Source organism: Urbifossiella limnaea, assembly GCF_007747215.1.
GTDB lineage: Bacteria > Planctomycetota > Planctomycetia > Gemmatales > Gemmataceae > Urbifossiella > Urbifossiella limnaea.
Window position 1 is genome coordinate 7474642 of the sequence record NZ_CP036273.1, and the last position, 19679, is coordinate 7494320.

General features: G+C 73.5%; 13 protein-coding genes. 12 read left to right on the forward strand and 1 reads right to left on the reverse strand.

What is annotated here, in order from left to right:
• The first annotated feature begins 234 nt into the window (after window positions 1-234).
• From ETAA1_RS30215 to ETAA1_RS30245, 7 genes are all read left to right on the forward strand, one after another.
• A complete protein-coding gene (locus ETAA1_RS30215; RefSeq protein WP_145244324.1) occupies window positions 235-2742 on the forward strand; it encodes a DUF1592 domain-containing protein in 2508 nt (835 codons plus the stop codon).
• Between the two features lie 8 nt (window positions 2743-2750).
• A complete protein-coding gene (locus ETAA1_RS30220; RefSeq protein ID WP_145244325.1) occupies window positions 2751-4082 on the forward strand; it encodes a DUF1552 domain-containing protein in 1332 nt (443 codons plus the stop codon).
• A 38-nt stretch (window positions 4083-4120) separates the two neighbouring features.
• Complete coding sequence (locus ETAA1_RS30225; protein ID WP_145244326.1) at window positions 4121-4435, forward strand: hypothetical protein; 315 nt, start codon at window positions 4121-4123, stop codon at window positions 4433-4435.
• A 732-nt stretch (window positions 4436-5167) separates the two neighbouring features.
• Window positions 5168-5347, forward strand: coding sequence for a hypothetical protein (locus ETAA1_RS30230; RefSeq protein WP_145244327.1), 180 nt, complete (start codon window positions 5168-5170; stop codon window positions 5345-5347).
• A 391-nt stretch (window positions 5348-5738) separates the two neighbouring features.
• Entirely contained in the window at window positions 5739-8078 is a 2340-nt protein-coding gene (locus ETAA1_RS30235; RefSeq protein WP_145244328.1) for a DUF1592 domain-containing protein, read from the forward strand.
• Window positions 8075-9415: a DUF1552 domain-containing protein gene (locus ETAA1_RS30240; protein WP_145244329.1), complete on the forward strand. Its 1341-nt coding sequence runs from the start codon at window positions 8075-8077 to the stop codon at window positions 9413-9415. The genes ETAA1_RS30235 and ETAA1_RS30240 overlap by 4 nt, the downstream gene beginning before the upstream one ends.
• Before the next feature lie 301 nt (window positions 9416-9716).
• Window positions 9717-13163 (forward strand): WD40 repeat domain-containing serine/threonine protein kinase, encoded by a 3447-nt coding sequence (locus ETAA1_RS30245; RefSeq protein WP_145244330.1) that lies wholly within the window; start codon window positions 9717-9719, stop codon window positions 13161-13163.
• 5 nt (window positions 13164-13168) lie between these two features.
• On the opposite strand, the gene ETAA1_RS32570 is transcribed toward ETAA1_RS30245, so the two are convergent.
• On the reverse strand, window positions 13169-13363 hold the full coding sequence (locus tag ETAA1_RS32570; RefSeq protein ID WP_202920518.1) for a hypothetical protein: 195 nt from the start codon (window positions 13361-13363) through the stop codon (window positions 13169-13171).
• A gap of 550 nt (window positions 13364-13913) precedes the next feature.
• Between ETAA1_RS32570 and ETAA1_RS32575 the strand changes: the two genes are divergently transcribed.
• The 5 genes from ETAA1_RS32575 (at window position 13914) to ETAA1_RS30270 (ending at window position 19660) form a co-directional block, all read left to right on the forward strand.
• Window positions 13914-14300 (forward strand): nuclease A inhibitor family protein, encoded by a 387-nt coding sequence (locus ETAA1_RS32575; RefSeq protein WP_202920519.1) that lies wholly within the window; start codon window positions 13914-13916, stop codon window positions 14298-14300.
• A gap of 230 nt (window positions 14301-14530) precedes the next feature.
• A complete protein-coding gene (locus tag ETAA1_RS30255; protein WP_145244332.1) occupies window positions 14531-15403 on the forward strand; it encodes an exosortase/archaeosortase family protein in 873 nt (290 codons plus the stop codon).
• A gap of 53 nt (window positions 15404-15456) precedes the next feature.
• Window positions 15457-17622: a polysaccharide biosynthesis tyrosine autokinase gene (locus ETAA1_RS30260; RefSeq protein WP_202920520.1), complete on the forward strand. Its 2166-nt coding sequence runs from the start codon at window positions 15457-15459 to the stop codon at window positions 17620-17622.
• A gap of 23 nt (window positions 17623-17645) precedes the next feature.
• On the forward strand, window positions 17646-18320 hold the full coding sequence (locus tag ETAA1_RS30265) for an exosortase-associated EpsI family protein (protein WP_145244334.1): 675 nt from the start codon (window positions 17646-17648) through the stop codon (window positions 18318-18320).
• 47 nt (window positions 18321-18367) lie between these two features.
• Window positions 18368-19660 carry an O-antigen ligase family protein gene (locus tag ETAA1_RS30270; protein ID WP_145244335.1) on the forward strand — a complete coding sequence of 431 codons (1293 nt, stop codon included), beginning with the start codon at window positions 18368-18370 and terminating at the stop codon, window positions 19658-19660.
• Window positions 19661-19679: the final 19 nt, after the last annotated feature.

Here is a 19679-nt window from a genome sequence, read left to right on the forward strand (position 1 = left end):
CGCGCGGTCGGCTCGTCGGGGGCGGAGACGCGGACGCCACGGAACGACTTCGGCGCTTCGGGCGGGCTGGCGGTCGAACGCCGATCGAGACGGCAGCGCCGACCGGGGCCGCCGCCGGAGTGACCCGCCGCTGCAACGCCCGCCCCCTTCGACACGAGCGAAAATCGCTTTCCCGCACCCGCAGTCCCGGGTAGAGTGAGGTTCCCCGCCCTCCACGCACCTTCATCCCCCGCCATGCCCGCACCGCGACTCCTCGCCGCCGCGTGCGTGCTCGCCGCCCTGGTCGTGGGACCGCGCCCCGCACCCGTTCGCTCCGACGACGCACCCCCGCACGCGAAGGCGACCGCGCTCCTCCAGAAGCACTGCTTCGGCTGTCACGGCCCGGCCAAGGCGAAGGGCGACCTGCGGCTCGACAAACTCGACCCCGACCTCGTGAAGGGCAACGACGGCGACACGTGGCGCGAGGTGCTCGACCGCCTCAACTTCGGCGACATGCCGCCGGCCTCCGAACCGCCGATGGCCAAGGCCGACCGCGAACTGCTCACCAGCTGGCTCGTACAGGAGCGGCGCAAGGCCGCGCTGGCGAAGAACCCGGCCACGCACTTCCGCCGGCTCACCCGCCGCGAGTACGAGCGCACGCTGCAAGACCTCCTCGGCCTCCCCATCGACTTCGGCACCCGCCTCCCCGAAGACGGCAAGTCGAAGACCGGCTTCCGCAACGACGGCGACGCGCTGCGGATGTCGCCCCAGCAGTACGAGACGTACCTCCAGATCGCCGACGAGGCGCTCGACGCGGCCGTCGTGAGCGGCCCGGCGCCGGCCGTCCACCGCTTCCGCCTCAGCGGCTTCGAGAAGAACGACACGTTCAAGGTCGAGCCGCTTCCGAAGCCGGAGGACCGGCCGGGCGAGACGTTCGCCTACGCCACCCCCAAGGGGAAGGCGTTCCGCGTCTTCAACGCCTCGCCGCCGCCGAACAACAGCAAGAAGGCGCCGTGGGACGGCACGCTGCCGCCGTCGGCCGTCCGCCGGCACGGCGAGGCGGCGACGCAGTTCCCCGACTTCCGCGTCGCCGTCGGCTTCCAGCACGCCTACCGCAAGGGCGAGACGCGAATCCGCGTCCGCGCCGCCCGCGTCGAGGGAGACGCCACGCGCGTGCCCGTGCTCACCGTCGCGCTCGGCTCGACCAACTTCCACGGCGTCGAACTCACGCCGATCGGCGAGCCGGTGGTGGTCGATCAGGTCGAGGCCCGCACCTACGAGTTCCAGGCGCGGATGGAGAACATCTCGCCGCCGAACTCGGGGCCGCTGACCGACAAGAACGCCGCGGTGCTGGCCGTGTGGAACTCGGCGCCGCAGGTGAAGGGCGAGGCCGCGCCGCCGCGGCTGAAGGTCGAGTGGGTCGAGTTCGAGAGCCCGTACTTCGAGGCGTGGCCGCCCCCGACGCACGCGGCGATCCTGTTCCCGAAGGGCGACCTCGCCGAGCCGGCGTATGCCCGCGAAGTGATCCGCCGCTTCGCCACCCGCGCCTACCGCGGCCCCGTCGCCACCGCCGAGCTCGACCGCCTGGCGGCGCACTGGCAAGCCGCCCGCCAGGACGCCGCCACGCTCGAAGACAGCCTGAAGGAGACGCTGGCCGTCGTCCTCAGCTCGCCGCGGTTCCTCGCGCTGCCGGCGACCCGCACGGCGACGGCCGAGCGCGAGCGGCTGACCGACCACGAACTCGCGGCGCGGCTGTCGTACTTCCTGTGGAGCACGATGCCGGACGCGGCGCTGGCCAAGCTCGCCGACGAGGGCGCGCTGCGCGACCCGGCCGTGCGCGCGGCGCAGATCCGCCGCATGATCGCGGACCCGAAGGCGTGGCAGTTCGTCGAGCAGTTCCCCGACCAGTGGCTCGAACTCGACCGCCTGCAGCGCGTCGTCGTGAACAAGGACCGCTACCCCGGCTTCGACGACGCCCTCGCCGCGGCCATGCGGCAGGAGACGGTCCACTTCTTCGGCGAGGTGCTGCGGAAGGACTTGAGCATCTTCCAGTTCCTCGCGTCCGACTTCACGGTCGTGAACGACCGGCTCGCGGCGCACTACGGCATCAGGGGCGTGGAGGGGCCGCGGTTCCGCCCGGTGAAGCTCGACGCGGCGCTGCACCGCGGCGGCGTCCTCACCCACGCGAGCGTGCTGACGGGCACGTCGGACGGGAACGACGGCCACCCGATCAAGCGCGGCATGTGGCTGCTGAAGAACCTGCTCGACGAGACGCCGCCGCCCCCGCCGCCGAACGTGCCGGAGCTGAACCGCGACAGCCCGAAGCTGAAGGGCCTGACGATCCCGGAGGCGCTGGCCGCGCACCGCGACAGCGCCGCGTGCGTCGGCTGCCACCGCAAGATCGACCCGTGGGGGCTGGCGTTCGAGGAGTACGACGCGGTCGGCAACTGGCAGCGCGACGGCGCGGGCGCCGAGCTGCGCAAGAGGCGGACCCGCAACCCCGTGGACGCGAAGGCCGAGCTCCCCGGCGGCGCGACGGTGGACGGCCTGGAGGGGCTGCGGGCCGAGCTGGTGCGATCGCGCGGCGACGACTTCCGCCGCGCCGTGCTGCGGAAGGTGATGGCCTACGCGCTCGGCCGCACGCTGACGCTCGGCGACACCGACGCGGCCGACGCGCTGGTGCCGGCGCTGCGCGGCCGCGGCGACCGCCTCGGCGCCCTCATCGAACTCGTGGTCGAGAGCGAACCGTTCCAATCGAAGTAGAGGCGACCATGCCCCGCCCGTCCTGGCTGCTCGACCGGCGCGCCGTCCTCCGCGGCGCGGGCCTCGCGCTGGCGCTGCCGTGGCTCGAAGCCATGGCGCACGCCGCGCCGGCCGCGAAGCCGCCGCGCCGCTTCTGCGCCTTCTTCTTCGGCAACGGCGTGAACCTCCAGACGCGCCACCCCGGCCACGAGGACTGGCACTGGTTCCCGCACGCCGACGGCCCCGACTACACGTTCACGAAGTCGCTCGAACCGCTCGCCCCGCACCGCGCCGACCTGACCATCCTCGGCGGCCTGTCGCACCCCACGAGCCGGCAACTCGTCGGGCACAACACCGTGGACGTGTGGCTCACCGGCGCCGACATCCGCGAGACGCTGACCAACTCGGCGTCGATCGACCAGGTGATCGCCCGCCACCAGGGGGCGCAGACGCGCATCCCGTCGCTGGTGCTGTCGAGCCACGGCGGCGTCGGCACCAAGAGCCGCAGTACGACGATCGCGTTCGACCAGCAGGGCCGCGCCGTCCCGGCCGAGTCGAACCCGCGCCGCGTGTTCGAGCGGCTGTTCGAGCCGCCGACCGACGGCGACCTCGCCGCGCGCCGCCGCGCCCTCACCGCCGGCCGTCGCCGCGTGGACTTCCTGCTGGACGACGCCCGCAGCCTGCGGAACAGCCTGGGCCGCCCCGACCAGCAGCGGCTCGACGAGTTCCTGCAGTCGCTCGACGAGGTGGAGGGCCGAGTGGCGCGGGCACAGGACTGGCTCGGGCAGGCGCTGCCGAAGGTGGACCGCGGGGCGATCAACCTCGACGTGTCGCCGCAGGGGCCGACCGACTACATCCGCACGATGTACGACCTGATCGCGCTGGCGTTCGAGACCGACACGACGCGCTCGGCCGCGTACCAGGTGACGGCCGAGGACGGCGTGGGCGTGTGCGACCGGTTCCCGACGATCCTGAACTTCGGCCGCCGCAACGGCCACCACGGGCTGAGCCACGACGCCGACGACACGACGCACGGCTGGGGCCGCTACGACCGCTACCTGGCGGAGCAGTTCGGGTACTTCCTGGCGCGCCTGGCCCGGGTCCGCGAGGGCGACGGCCGGCTGCTGGACAACACGGTGGCGCTGTACGGCAGCGGCACGAGCACGACGCACAACGCCCGCAACTACCCGCTGGTGCTGGCGGGCGGGAAGACCCTGGGCCTGAAGCACGGCCGCTACATCAAGCAGCGCGCCGAGCGGCCGCTGGGCGACCTGTTCCTGACGCTGCTGCACCGCTTCGACGTGCCGGCGCGGTCGTTCGCCGACAACGCCGGCGAGTTCCGCGAAATTCTGGCGTCGTGAGCGGCGGGGTTCTGGATTGTTCGGCGGAGGGCTTGTAGGTGTCGGACAGGAACCTGACGCTGTACCTCCACACCGCAGGAGCCACAGCTGTCCCGTGCCTCCAGGCTCTCCTCGCCAAGGGGTACGAGGTCTCGCACTACTTCCTGGACTTCGGCGGCGCGGAGAAGCGACCGCAGTGGGCAGCCGAGAAGGACAACCGGCTGTTTACGGCCGAGCGGCTCGAAGAGTTGCTCGGCTTGGTCGCCATGTGGGAGGTGCGGGGCGACGACTGGCGGCTCAAGGACGGTGAGTACGAGCGATTCGAGGAACTTCTTCAAGCTGCCCCGACCGCGGCACCCCGGCCGAGGTGGTAGGGTCCCAATACTGCGCGGGACCATGCTTCGTAGGTCGGGTCGAGTCTTCAAGACCCGACATGGGGCAACAGGTACGCACAACGAGAAACCGGAAGCCGAACCAGCGCGGGGTTTCGTTCCCGGTCGGCCGTCGGATGCCGTTCGCGCCCCGCGTCGGGTCTCGAAGACTCGACCCGACCTACGGAAGCCCCGAGCCCCGCTCACGCCGGGTACCCGGCGACGTAGACCGCCTTCACCTGCGTGTAGTCGAGGAACGTCTCCTCGCAGTTCACGCCGCCGCCGGGGCCGCCCGAGATGCCCTGCCCGCCGTACGGCAGCCCGTACGCGATGGTGTTGGCTCAGTTCGGGGTGCATGCCGCCGGCGACGCTCCCGCGGAAATAATTGTTTCGGCCGCGCCCCTGTGCGGGTCGCGGAAACATGTCACGCGGTTAGATCGAATCGCGTCGCACGGTCGTTGCGGCGACCAACACCCGGGCGTGAGGGCGCAAGGGGTTGCGGCGCAGCCGGCGGTCATTCGAGCCGACATCATTGTTTCCGGCGACCCCCCCACCGGGTCGCGGAAACAATGATGTCGGATTGCTCGTCCCCTGCGGTCGGGCCGGCGTACCCGATCGGACACCCGGGCGACCCGAGCCGGTCCCTCCCTACTGAGACACGACCGTGACGCCGAGGGACTTGCCCCCGGCGGCGGATCGGTCATGCTGGGGCGGTCGCACCCGAGAGGGCGGGAAGTGGATATCGTCAGCGTCAACCTCGACACCTTCCACGACGAGCTGGATCAGGCGGTAGAGCTGTACTGCGCGGGCCGGTTTGCCGACGCGGATGCGCTGATGGCCGTGTACTTCGCCAAGATTCAGGAGTTCATCGACGCCGCGGAGCGGCTCGCGACAGAGCAGTCGGCGCCGAAGTGACTGGCGTTGCAGCGTCTGGGGGAAATCGGGTGGCCCCGAGGCGCCGCCGCGGGGATACTACTGACTGGCAGGTTGGCCGGTGTGCATGGCCGTTCACCGGTCGTCATCGGAGGTGGTTAACCCCCTCACCCCGCGTGCTTCGCCGCGACCCTCTCCCCGAGGGGAGAGGGTGGGACTGACCGGGCCTCATCATGGGCGGGCATCGACCCGCGGACGCAGGCGCGTGGTTACCCGCCCACAATGGCGTCCGGGTGCCTCTCACCCTCTCCCCTCGGGGGAGAGGGTCGCGGCGAAGCACGCGGGGTGAGGGGGCGAACCACCTGTAATGGAAACCAGACACCCCGGATCACCTGTGGTCAGTCACTCAGAGGACTGATGGGAGGGCGCAGCGGTGGCGAGCAGATTCACCCCCGTGTGGCTGACGCTCGCCGCGGGCGCGCTCGCAGCCGCCGCCTCCGGCCAGCCGCGGCCGGTCGCGCCCGCGCCGACCGCCGTCGAGCCGGACGGCCGCGCCCTCTTCGAGCGGTACTGCTTCGAGTGCCACTCCGAAGGCGCCCGCCGCGGCGGGTTCGCCCTCGACACGCTCCTCGCCGACCGCGCCGACCGGCCGCGCTGGGAGAAGGTGTGGAAGACGGTCCGGCACGAGTTCATGCCGCCCGCCGCCGCCGACCAGCCCACCGACGCCGAGCGCCGCACCATCGCCCGCTGGGTCGAGCGGAGCGTGTTCGGCGCCGACCCGGCCCGCCCCGACCCCGGCCGCGTCACCATCCGCCGCCTCAACCGGATGGAGTACCAGTACACCGTCCGCGACCTGTTCGGCATCGACCTCGACGTCGCCGGCGAACTCCCGCCGGACGACACCGCCTTCGGGTTCGACAACATCGGCGACGCCCTCACGGTCTCGCCCGCGCTCCTCGACACGTACCTCGCCCTCGCCGAGAAGGTGGCCGCCACCGCGCTCGTCACCGACGGCCCGCGGCACCCGCGGACGCAACTCAAGCCGGCCGACTTCCGCGCGAAAGCGCTCCCCAAAGGCACCACCCGGGCCGAGCAGGCGGCGAGCGTCGAGCTGAAGCACGCCGGCCGCTACCGGGTGGAGGTGCAGTACGGCGTCGGCGGCTGGCAGGAGTTCGGCGGCGAGTACGACATCGCGGTGTCACTCGGCGGCAAGGCGGTCGGCGCGAAGCGGACGATCAGCGTCGGCGGCAACCGCACCTACACGGCCGCGGCCGAGGTCGAACTGGCGAAGGGGGCGCACGAGCTGGTGGTGGCGACCGACCCAGTGGGGAAGGGCCGGCCGCTGCCGGTGTCGCCGCGGGTGACGGTGACCGGGCCGCTCGGGTCGGACGTGTTCGAGTACCCCGAGTCGCACGCCCGCGTCTTCGACCGCGGCCCCGCCCCGGCCGACGCGGCCGCGCGCCGCGACTACGCCCGCGCCGTCCTCGGCAAGCTCGCTGGCCGCGCCTTCCGCCGCCCCGTCGAGCCCGCCACGCTCGACCGGCTCGTCTCGCTCGCGCTGGCGGGACCGACGTTCGAGGCCGGCGTCGGCCGGGCCGCGACCGCCGTACTGTGCTCGCCGCGCTTCCTCTACCGCGCCGAGCTCCAGCCGCGGCCGGACGACCCGCGCGAGGTGCAGCCGCTCGACGACTTCGCCCTCGCGTCGCGGCTGTCGTACCTCCTCTGGCTCAGCCTCCCGGACGACGAGCTGACGCGCGTCGCCGCCGCGGGGAAGCTGCGCGCCGAGCTCGGACCGCAGGTGCGGCGGATGCTCGCCGACCCGAAGTCGGCGCGGTTCTTCGAGGATTTTGGCGGCCAGTGGCTCCGCACCCGCAACGCGCTGTACGCGCCGGTCACGTTCCGGGACCGCGAGTGGATCGACCCGCTCCGGCCGCTGATGAAGGAGGAGACGGACCGGCTGTTCGAGCACGTCGCCCGCTCCGACCGCGACCTGACGGAGCTGCTGACCGCCGACTACACGTTCCTCAACGACCGCCTCGCCACCCACTACGGCATCGCCGGCGTGACCGGCGGCGAGTTCCGCCGCGTGCCGCTGCCGGCCGACGGCCGCCGCGCCGGGGTGCTGACCCACGCCAGCGTGCTGCTGGGCACGTCGAACCCGAACCGCACGTCGCCGGTGAAGCGCGGGCTGTTCGTGCTGGAAAACCTGCTCGGCCGCGAGGTGCCGCCCCCGCCGCCGAACATCGCACCGCTCGACGACCCGAAGGCGGGCGCCGCCGAGCCGAAGACGCTGCGCGAGCAGCTGGAGGCGCACCGGGCGAAGGCGTCGTGCGCCGCGTGCCACGCCCACTTCGACCCGCTCGGGCTGGCGCTGGAGAATTTTGACACCACCGGCCGCTGGCGCGACCGCGACGCCGGCGGCCCCGTGGACCCGCGCACCGCGCTGACGACCGGCGTGAAGGTCGCCGGCGCCGCCGACCTGGCCCGCGCGCTGGCGGCGCGGAAGGACGTGTTCTACCGCTGCGTGACCGAGAAGCTGCTGACCTACGCCCTCGGCCGCGGGCTCGACCCGGCCGACGCGCCGGTGGTTGATCGCATCGCCGCCGAGGTCGCGGCCGGGGGCGGGAAGTTCTCGGTGCTGCTCGCCGGGGTGACGACGAGCCCGCAGTTCCAGCTCCGCCGCGGGGACGCCGGCGAGTCGCCGCGCCTGGCCCGCCCGCCCATCGACATCCGCCGCCCGCCGGCCCACAAGAGTGAGGTCAAGAAGCCATGACCCGCCGCTCCCCGTCCCGCCGGACGTTCCTCCGCGGCCTCGGCGCCTGCGTCGCGCTGCCGAGCCTGGAGGCGTTCGCCGCCGCGCGGCCGCCCGGCCCGCGGCTCGCCGCCACCGCGTCCGGGCTGCCCCTGCGTGCCGCCTTCATCGGCTTCCCCAACGGCTGCAACTACGAGCGCTGGGTGCCGTCCGGCGACGGCCGCGACTACAAGCTGAACGAAACCTTCGCCCCGATGGAGCCGCTGAAGGGGAAGTTCCAGGTCGTCACGCGCCTCGCCCACGATGCGGCCAACGACTGGGGCGACGGGCCGGGCGACCACGCCCGCTCGGGGGCGTCGTTCCTCACCGGCTGCCACGCCTGGAAGACGGGCGGCGCCCGGCTGCGGCTCGGCATCTCCGTCGATCAGGTCGCCGCGCGGCGCGTCGGCCACCTCACGCGGATCGACTCGCTCCAGCTCGGCACCGAGGCCGGCCGGCTGTACGGGTCGTGCGACACCGGGTACGCCTGCGCCTACCAGTACAACCTGTCGTGGGCGTCCGAGTCGCTGCCGCTGCCGCCCGAGGCCAACCCGCGCGTCGTGTTCGAGCAGCTGTTCGGCGGCGCCGACGCCGCCGCGGCCCGCGCGCGGATGGAGCAGCGGCGCAGCGTCCTCGACTTCGTCCGGGAGGACGCCCGCGACCTGGCCCGCGAGCTCGGCCGCACCGACCGCGCGAAGGTGGAGGAGTACCTGGACGGGGTGCGGCGGCTGGAGGAGCGAATCGCCCGGTACGAGCGCTTCCGCGCCCCGGACCCGCGCGGCGCCCGCCCGCCGGAGGGCGTCCCGGACGATTATCCCGAGCACCTGGCGCTGATGTACGACCTGCTCGCGGTCGCGTTCCAGACCGACTCGACGCGGGTGGCGAGCTTCGCGGTCGCGCCGGAGGGGGCGAACCGGCCGATGCCGCACCTGGGCATCGCCGAGGGCTACCACTTCCTGACGCACCACGCCGGGAACCGCGAGAAGAAGCTGAAGGTGGCGAAGATCGAGCGCTGGTACATGGAGCAGTTCGCCCGCTTCCTGGCGCGGCTCGACGCCATGAAGGAGGCGGACGGCACGTCGGTGCTGGACAACAGCATGGTGGTGTACGGCTGCGCGATCGGCGACGGGAACAAGCACAACCACGACGACCTGCCGGTGGTGCTGGCCGGCGGCGGCGGCGGGTCGCTGCGCCCCGGCCGGCACGTCGCGGCGCGGCCGGACACGCCGATGACGAACCTGTTCGTGTCGCTGCTGGACCGGCTGGGCGTCGCGGCCGAGAAGGTCGGCGACAGCACCGGCCGGTTCGACGACGTGTGACGTGGGTTCCTGTTACCGCCTCCCCGCCGCCCGTCGGGCGGCTTCGGCCGGGCGTGGGCCACGAGGGCGAGGACTGCCGAGTCAGCGCCGATCAGGACCGCGAGCGCGAGCGGAACTGCGACCAACCGCCTCAGCCTGCTCCCCTTCTCCCGCGGTCGCCCGCGCGGGCGACCCGGTGGTTCACCACCGGGTCCGGGTGTCGTTCGACAATTCCCGTCTGCCGGGGCGGTTCCCGTTGTGATCGGGAACTGTTGCGTTACGCTATACCGCAGCCACCGCTGCCGGACCGGGCAGGACCACCGTGACCCTTTCCCCCATCACACCCAACCACCCCAGCGCCCGCCCGCCCGGCGGCCTGCCGCGCCGCGACTCCCTCACGTCGGTCGTCGAGTCCCTGCGCGACCGGGCCGAGTTGACCGACCGGGGTGGTGCCGACGTGACCCCGCGGGGCGCCCGCGCGCGGGCCGTGCCCGTGGTCCTCGGCTTCGAAATCCTGGAGGAAATCGGGGCCGGCGGGATGGGGGTGGTGTACCGGGCCCGGGAACTGGCGCTCAACCGGGTCGTCGCCCTCAAGATGATCCGCCCGGACGCCCGGCCGGGCGACCGGCCGACGGACCGGGACCTCGTCCGGTTCCAGGCCGAGGCCGAGGCGGTCGCCGCGGTCAAGCACCCGAACGTGGTCGAGGTGTACTCGTCCAGCCGGGCCGGCGACCAGCCGTACTTCGTGATGGAGTTCGTGGCCGGGGGGAGCCTGGCGGCCCGGCTGGCGGCCGGGCCGCTCCCCCCGGCGGAGGCGGCCCGGCTGGTCGCCGCCGTCGCCCGCGGGGTCCACGCCGCCCACGAGGCCGGCATCGTCCACCGCGACATCAAGCCCGGGAACATCCTCCTGGACGGCCCCGCCGCGGGGGAGAAGCCCGGGGCCGGCCCCGACCCCGACCCCGGCCCGCGGACCGTCCCCCACCCGTCCCCGAAGGTGAGCGACTTCGGCCTGGCCCGGCGGGTCGCCCCCGGCGACGACGGGGCGACCCGGACGGCCGTCCCGCTCGGGACGCCGGCGTACATGGCCCCGGAGCAGGCCCTCGGGGAGGGGCGGTTCGTCGGCCCGGAGGCCGACGTGTACGCCCTCGGGGTGGTCCTGTACGAGTGCCTGACCGGCCGCCGCCCGTTCGACGACGACGACCCGGTGCGGACGCTCCAGCTGGTCGCCCACGCCACCCCGCCGCCGCCCCGGGCGGTGGCGGCCGGCGTCCCGCCCGACCTCGACCTGGTCTGCCGGAAGTGCATGGCCCGGGTGCCCCGGGACCGGTACGCGACCGCGGCCGAGCTGGCCGACGACCTCGACCGGTTCCTCGCCGGCCGCCCGGTCACCGCCCGGCCGGCCGGGCTCGTCGAGCGGCTCTGGCGGTGGTGCAAGCGGGAGCCGGCCCTCGCGACCGCCTCCGGGGTCGCGGCCCTCGCCCTGGCCGGGCTCGCGGCCGGCGGCGTCTGGTACGCCCGGGCGGTCGGCGTGGCGAAGGCGAAGGCGGTCGGGGCCGACGGGGCGCGGCAGGTGGCGGTCGAGCGGCAACTCCGGGCCGAGGAGCTGGCCCGGGTCAACGCGTACCACGCCCTGTTCACCCGGGCCCGCGAGGCGATCGCGGACCAGGAGCCGGGCTGGACCTGGCAGGCGACCGACGACCTGACGGCCGCCGCCCGCCTCGCCCTCCCGCCCGGCGTCCGCGACGAGGCCGGGCTGCGGACGGCGCTGGCCGCCGCCCTGGGCGGGATCGACGCGCGGCCGGTGCGGGCCCTGGCCCCGGGGTTCTGGCCGCGGGGGGTGGCGTTCCACCCGAACGGCCGGTGGGTCGTCCTCGCCCAGAACCTCGCCGACACCACCTTCACCACCACCCCGATGGCCGTCCGGGTCGTGGACGCCCAGACCGGGGCGGACGTCCGCACGCTCACCTTCCCGGCCCGCCTCGGGGAGTGGGCGAACCTGCGGCCCGACCAGGCGCGGTCCGTGGCGGTCAGCCCGGACGGCCGCTGGGTCGTGGTCGGGACGCGGTCCGGGTACCTGCACCGGTGGGACCTCGCCGCCCCGGCCGCCGCGGCGGTGAGCTGGAGCCTCGACAACCCCGGCGGGGAGGCCCACTGGGTCGAGTTCGCCGCGGACGGGCGGTCGCTCTACGCCGTGTGCGCGGTCACCTCGCGGCCGGCCCCGGCCCGCAGCACGGTCACCCGGTGGGCCGTCGGCACGTGGGAGCGGGCGGCCGTGTACGAGCGGGGCGACAAGGTGTACGGGCTGGCCGTCGGCCCGGCGGGCGGGTGGGTGGCGGTCAGCACCCATGCCACGATCCGCTTCCTGGACCCGGACTCGCTGCGGCCGGCGCACGAGATGAGCGCCCCGGGGACCGCGGCGCTGGCCGCGGCCCCGGACGGGTCCACCCTGGCGTTCGCCGCCGAGGACGCGATCCACCTGGCGGACGTGGCCGAGCGGAAGGTCGTGCGGGTCCTCCGCGAGCCGGGCGAGCGGACCGCCCACGGGGGCGAGATCACCGCCCTCCGGTTCGACCCGGCCGGGCGACTCCTGGCGTCCGGGTCGGAGTGGGACAAGCACGTGAAGCTGTGGAGCGTGGCCACCGGCCGCCGGGTGGCCGACCTGCGGGTCGAGGGCGCGCCGGCGACCCCGGCGTTCGACCCGTCGGGCCGGCTGGTGGCCGTGGCCGCCGGCCCCGCGGCCCGGCTGGTCGAGATCAACGGGCTCCGCGAGCACCAGCCGGTCGCGGTCCACGGCCACCCCCTCCTCGGCGTCGCCCTGGCTGCCGACGGCCGCACCCTCGCCTGCCTCGCCCGGACCGAGAGCAGCGGGCGGGTCGCCCGGCTGTCGGTCTGGGACCTGGACGCCCCGCACCGCCTCACGCCCGCCGCCCTCCCCGAGGGCGTCCGGACGGTCCGGCACGACGAGCCGCGGGCGACCGAGGGGTGGGTGGCCGTGGACCCGGCGGGCGAGTGGGTCGCGGCCGCGGCCCGCCGGTACGCGGAGGTGTACCGCCGGGCCGGCGGCGGCTACGACCGGGTGATCCGCGGGGACCTCCCGTCGGCGGGCGCGTGCCGGCTCGGGGCGGGCGGGCGGCTGTGGGCCCTCGACGGCGCGGACGTGGCGACCGCCGCGGCCCCCGGGTTCGACCGGTTCGCCCGGTGGTCGAACGAAGTTCCCGGCCGGGCCACCGGGCTGAAGGGGATGCGGTGCCTGGCCGTCGGCGCCACCCGGGTTCTGGTCGGCGGGATCGACGGGGCGGTGCGGTGCTTCGACGCGGCCGGCCCCGCGCCGGGGGCGGACCTGAGGCCCGCGGCGGTGTGGACGGTCGAGTCGCGGGTGGCGGTGCGGGCGGTCGCGATCGCCCCGGGGGAGGACGTGGCGGTGGCGACGACCGACACCGGCCGCGGGTACGTGCTCCGCCTGTCGGACGGGCACGTCCTCGCCGCCTGGCAGCCCCACCGGGACGTGGCCGCGGCCGTGGCGTTCCTCGGCCGCAACACGTTCGCCACGGGCGGGTTCGACCGAACGGTGCGGGTGTGGCGGTGGGACGCGGACCGGGTGGAGGAGTTGTTCGCGCTGCGGACCCCCGCCGCGGTCCGGGAGTTGACGGCGTCGGCCGACGGGCGGCGGCTGGTGGTCCGGTGCGAGGGCGACTACGCCGCCCGGTTGTGGGACCTGCCCGCGCTGCGGGCCCGGTTCGCCGACGCCGGGGTGCCGCTCGGGGAGTAGCGCGGCTACAGGTTCCCCGGGTGGACCCGCCCCGGGGCCGCGGTGCCGTGCCGGCCGTCGAGGATGGTCAGGGTGAGGATGACCGAGTGGTACACGAGGGCGAGCGCGCACGCGGCGGTGGCCGCCGCCACCTGGGCGAGGGCCGCAAACCGGGAGCGCCCCTCCGGGGAGGGGGGAGGGGTGGGTTGCGGGGTGGACATGATTCCCAACTCGGGTTGGGCTGTCTCGCCGACCGTCCTGGTCGTCGGGGCATGCATCCTGTTGACCGGCATCCGGTGCCGGCCGGAACGGGCGCCGTTCGGGTCGGGCGGAAGGGGCCCGTTGTCCGGCAGTCGGGCGCAACCCCAGTCGGGGTCGGGACCCGCGCCACCCGGACGGGTTCGCAATCCGCCCGGGTGCGAGACAACGGAATCCGCGACGATTCCGCCGAGCGGCACGCCGGAACCGGGGTCCGTCGTGTCACGGCTGCTGCCAAACGGAAACGCTTTCTACTTAGAGATGAACCGGGGTCGAAGGATTCGCGGCATTGGCTATTTTCTGAATCATTTCCCGCAACCCGTCGGCGCCGGCAGGATCGGCGCGCGGCCATTTTTTGCGACCCCACGGTCCGTGGCGCATCGAATGCCAGCCAAGGCACCGAGGCGTCCCCCGAACGACCCCGCGAAGTGCCCCGGACGGTTGGACCGCCTCCGACCAATTCCGGGCCGCGCCGGACGATCGCGCCGCCGGGTGGTCGAACGAGGACCGACCATGTTGAGCGACACCACCCAGCTCCTCCGCCAGGTGACCACCGGGCTGCTCTACCCCGCCGGGGTGGGGTTCCGGTGGGAGGCGTTCGAGTGGCCCGGGACCGGCGGCCTGCCGAACCCCGACTGGGTCCGCCGGCGGGGGTTCCACCAGGCGTCGGTCCCGGCCAGCCAACTGTCGGTGGACGAGTTCTTCGCCCCGCTCGAGCAGGACCGGGACGACGACCGGGCGGTGCCGGCCCGCTACCGGGTCGTGGCGGCCGCCGTGCGGGAGCACCTGTCGGACGCGATCGTGGTCCGGGTCGGGGTGGGGAAGGTGACGGTGTACGTCGTCGGCCGAACCCCCGACGGGCTCTGGGCCGGGCTCAAGACCACAGCGATCGACCCCTGAACCGCACGACCGGGACGGCGGGCGCCTTCGTCGGCCGGGTCCGACTGGTCCCCGTGCGCGACGAATCCGGTTGCCAACTCTTTGAACCCTTTCTGCCGCCCGCGCACCTAACACTACCAGTATTTCGAAGCCGACCCTGGGTGGTGTGCGTGCGACCGGCCGGCCGGGGAGCCGGTCGGGGCGACCGACCCCCCAATCTCCCCCGAAAGACCTGCTTGCCCTGAGGCGTGATGGCCCTCCCCCGAAACACGACCCCCGTGCTGCTGAGCGTCGGTGTGCCCCTCGCCGTCACCCTGTGGGCGTACTGGTCGGCGCTGGACGGAATCGTCGAGCGGTGGGCGACCGACCCGCAGTACTCGCACGGCTTTCTCGTTCCGGTGTTCTCGGTGTACCTGTTGTGGACCCGGCGCGACCGAATTACGGCCGCCGACGTCCGGCCGCGGTGGTGGGGGGTCCTGGTCGTCGTACTCGGCGGGGGCGTGCGGATGGCCGGGCAGGTCTTCTACCAGCCCTGGCTGGACGAAGTCTCGCTGCTGATCGTGCTGGCCGGGCTGATCGCCGTGGCGGGCGGGCGCGAGTTGCTGGCATGGGCCGCCCCGGCCGTCCTGTTCCTGGCGTTCATGATCCCCCTCCCGTACGGCGCGCAGACCCTGCTCGGCGGCCGACTCCAGGCGACCGCGACCGCCGCCAGCACCTACGCCCTCCAGACCTTTGGGGTGCCGGCGGTGGCCGAGGGGAACGTGATCCTGCTGACCGACGCGCGACTGGGGGTCGTGGAGGCGTGCAGCGGGCTGACCATGCTGGTCACCTTCTTCGCGCTGTCCGTCGGCGTCGCCTTCCTGGTCCGGCGGAGCTGGCCGGAGAAGGTCATCCTGGTCGCCGCCGCGGCGCCGATCGCGGTCGTTGCGAACGTGGTGCGGATTACGCTGACCGGCTTGCTCTTCGAGGCGAACCGGGGCGACCTGGCGAGGGCCGTCTTCCACGACCTCGCCGGGTGGCTGATGATGCCGGTCGGACTGACCCTGCTCCTGACGGTGCTGTGCGTGTTGTCCCGGGCGGTGGTGCCGGCCGGGCGGGCGGCTCCCGCCACGACGGCGGGCTGAAGTCGGGGCGAGCGCGGTTCCGGATTCCCGAGTCGAGTTGAGGTCCGATCACCATGTCGCAGATGCCCACGACCGATCCCGCCGCCGGCGGCGACGTGAAGCGGCCCGGTGGGATTTCCGCCCGGTTCGTCTTGCACTCCGTCCGCCGGCGGCCGGTGATTTTCCTGGGGGTGGTCCTGTTCGCCGGGGCCGTGGCGGCGGGCATCTGGCTGTTCCTCCCCCTCCCGAAGGTGACGACCGCGGTCGTCTTCCACATCGCCTCCCAAAACCCGACCCTCTTGCCCACGACGTCGACGGGCGGCGGCGTCGACTTCAACTCGTACAAGCTGACCCAGGCGGCCCTGGTGAAGCGGCGGCTGACGCTGGTCGCGGCCCTCAAGGACCCGGCCGTGAGCGGCCTGGGGGTCGTCCGCACGGCCCAGCCCGACGCCCCGACCTGGCTGGAGCGCAACCTCAAGGTCGATACCAAGCCCGGGTCGGAGTTCATGCAGGTCGCCCTCGAGGGGGACAACGGGGAGGAGCTCAAGGACGTCCTGGGGGCCGTGGCCAAGGCCTACCTCGCCGCCGTGGACGAGCGGGAGAACGGCAAGCGGCGGCAGAAGCTGGCCCGGCTCGAGGAGACGAACCGGGCCAACCAGCAGGAGCTCGAGCGGTACCGCAAGCGGGGCGAGTCGATCGCCCTGGTGCTCGGGTCGAAGGACGGGCCGACCCTGACGACCATGGACGCCATCTACAACGACGAGCTCCGGCTCGCCTCGCGGGAGCAGGGCGCCGCGTGGGACCAGCAGCAGCTCGCCGAGCGGGAGTTGGCCGCCCTCACGGCGCCCCCCAAGGCGGGCGACGCCCCGCCCCCCGTCCCGCCCGCCCAGGTCGACGAGGAGATCCGCAAGGACGTGACGTTCCAGCAGTTCGAGGCGGCCGTCGCCCGGGCGCAGCAGAAGCAAGTCGAGACGGAAGCACTGTTCCAGCCCGGGGCCAACCCCCCGGTGGTGGTGCAGGCCCGCGAGGCGGTCAAGGCCGCGGCGGAGAAGCGGGACCAGTACAAGGCGCAGCTTCGGCCGAAGGTGGAGGCCCACGCGCGGGAGGCGCAGGCCCGGGCCCAGCAGGCCCGCGTGGCGGACCTCCAGCTGAACGTCGAGCGGCACAAGGCGCGGGTCGAGGTCGCCAAGACCCGGGTCGACGAGGTCAAGCAGCAGATCGGCAAGGTGAACCAGTACCGGATCGAGCTGGAGAACCTCCGCCGGCTCGGCGAGCAGACCGAGAAGATGGACAACCGCCTGGCCGAAGAGATGGCCACCATCCGGCTCGAAATCGGCGCGCCGCCGCGGGTGACGCTGGCCGAGGAGGCGTTCCTCGTGCCCGGGATCGAGGGCAACCGGCGGCTGAAGTATACTCTGATCGGCGGGGTGCTGGCGTTCGCGGCCGGGTTCGCCGGCCTCGTCGGGTGGGAGTACCGCCGCCGGCGGGTCACCCACGCCGAGGAGGTGACGACCGACATGGGGGTCCGCCTCCTGGGCACGGTGCCCCCGATCGGTGCCGCCGACGGCCGCGGGCCGGCCGGGGCCGGCCCCGCCCTGACGGAGGCGATCGACACCACCCGGACCATGCTCCTCCACGGCACCCCGGCCGGGCACGGGTTGCGGACCGTCCTCGTGACCAGCGCGGTGGCCGGCGAGGGGAAGACGTCGCTGGCCGGGCACCTGGCGATCAGCCTCGCCCGGGCGGGCTACCGCACCGTGCTGGTCGACGGCGACGTCCAGTCCCCGGCCGCGCACCGGCTGTTCGGCGTGTGCGCGGGGCCGGGGCTGTGCGAGTTGCTCCGCGGGGAGACGGACCTGGCGACGGCCGTCCGCCCGTCCCCGATCCCCGGGCTGTCCGTCGTCCCGGCCGGGCGGTGGGACCTCACGGCCCGGCAGGCGATCATCGGTGACGGGTGGCGGCGGGTGAAGGAGTCGCTGGAGGCCCAGTTCGACTTCCTGGTGGTCGACACCGCCCCCCTCCTGCTCGTGTCCGACACGCTCCTACTCGCCCGGGACGCCGACCGGGTGGTGCTGTCGGTGCTGATCGGGGTCAGCCAGGTCGCCCACGTGGCCGAGACGGCCGGGCGGCTCCGGGCGGTCGGGGCGAACCTGTCCGGGGCGGTGGTCAACGGCGTCTGGCAGGAGGCCCACCGGTCGGCCAAGGGGTACGGGAAGGTGCCGGCGGAAGCGGCGGTGTAACGTGGCGGAAGGCGTAGGGTCCCGTGGCGAGTGAGGCACGCGTGATGACGGTCAAGTCGGCCGCCCCGGTACTGGTCGGGGCCCTGCTCGTCGGCGGGCTGGGGGCCGTACACGGCGTGTCCACCGACCGGTGGGGCCCGTCCGGGCAACTCCAGGAAGCGTCGGCCAGCCTCGACCGCCTGCCGCCGGCGTTCGGCGACTGGACCGGCGAGGACGTCCCGTACGAGCCGGAGGACATGGCCCGGGCCGGCATCCACCGGTGCGTGGTTCGCCTGTACACGAACCGGCGGACGCGGGAGGCGGTCTCGGCCCTGGTGGTGTGCGGCCGGGGCGGGCCGATCAGCGTGCACACCCCGGACGTGTGCTACTCGGCGGGCGGGTACCGACAGGTGACGGACGCGACGGTCCGGACCGTCGTCGCCGGCGGCGGCACGCACCCGTTCCGGGTGGCGCGGTTCGCCAAGACCGAAGGAGCCTCCCCGGCCCAGCTGGAGGTGTTCTGGGCGTGGTCCCGCGACGGCCAGGGTTGGGACGCCCCCGACAACCCCCGGGTGACACTGGCCCGTGCCCCGGCGCTGTACAAGTTCTACGTCGTCCGCGAGTTCCTCCCCGGGACGCGGGCGGAGGCGGCCGACGTGTGCGGCGCGTTCCTGGCCCGGGCGATCCCGGAGTTCCGCGCGGCCCTCAGTCCCGGTTGAGTCGTCCCCCCGCCCCCCGCCCTCGCCGGCTGCCCCCTCGGTATCCCATGGCCTTCTGGCTCTTTCTCCTCCTGAACGCCGTGCTGCTGATCCGGCCGGAGGAACTCGTGCCGGAGATCGCCGGGCTGCGGTTGTACCTGCTCGTGATCACCCTCTGCCTGATCACGGCCGCCCCGCGGCTCATTGAGAACTTGCAACCGGGCACCCTGGCCGACCGGCCCCTGACGGTCGGGGTAATCGCGTTCTGGGTCGCGGGGATGCTCTCACAACTGGTCCGAGGGGATGTCGGGGTCGCGCTGGACTTCGGCTCCGAGTTCGGCAAGGTCGTCCTCTACTACCTGCTGCTGGTCAGCGTGATCGACACGCCGTCACGACTGCGGGTGTTCGTGGGCGCGGTGGTGGGTCTCGTCGTCGTGCTGTCAACCCTGGGCCTCCTCCAGTACCACGGCGTGATCGACAACCCGGCCCTGGCCCCGCTCCAGCGGCTCGAGTACGACACCACCGGCGAGCAAACCTTTACCACGCAGCTCCGCAGTAGCGGCATCTACAACGACCCGAACGACCTGTGCCTGATTCTCGTCACCGGCACCATTTTTACCCTCGCCCGGACCGCGACGTCGGCCCGGCTGGTCGGGAGCGTGTGCTGGCTGTTGCCCGCCGGGCTCTTCGGGTACGCACTCGTCCTGACGCAATCACGGGGCGGGTTGTTGGGCCTGCTGATCGCCATCGTTGGCTGGGCCTGGGGCAGATACGGGTGGGTGAAGACCCTGGCCGTGGCCGCCGTCCTCCTCCCCGGGCTGCCACTCCTCGCCGGGGGGCGGCAGGCGAACATCAGTATGGACCGGAACGACACCGCGCACTCTCGGGTGGCGCTATGGTCCGATGGGTTGAGCCTCATGACGCAAAACCCGGTGACCGGGATCGGCGTCCGGAACTTCGGCAAGGAAATGGGGCTGGTCGCGCACAACTCCTTCGTTCACGCCTACGTCGAGCTCGGGCTCCTGGGCGGGTCGGTGTTCACCGGGCTGTTCGTCCTGAGCGGGACGATGCTCTGGTCGGTCCGCCCGGCGAACCCGCTGCTGGATCGGTTGCGGCCGTTCGTACTGGCCGCGTTAATCGGTTACGCAGGCGGGATTTTTTCGATCTCGCGGAACTACGTCGTGCCCACGTTCCTGATCCTCGGCCTGGCCGACGCCTACTTACGGATGGCCTACCCGCACCCGCCGGCGAGGTACCGCGTGAGCCCCCGGCTGGTGGGCGTCGGCGTCGGCGTCGGCGTGACCGGCTGGCTCGGCCTTCGGCTGTTAACTAGCGTCCTGTTCGGGCTCGGCGGGGAGTAACTGCCGCCGGATGTGGGAC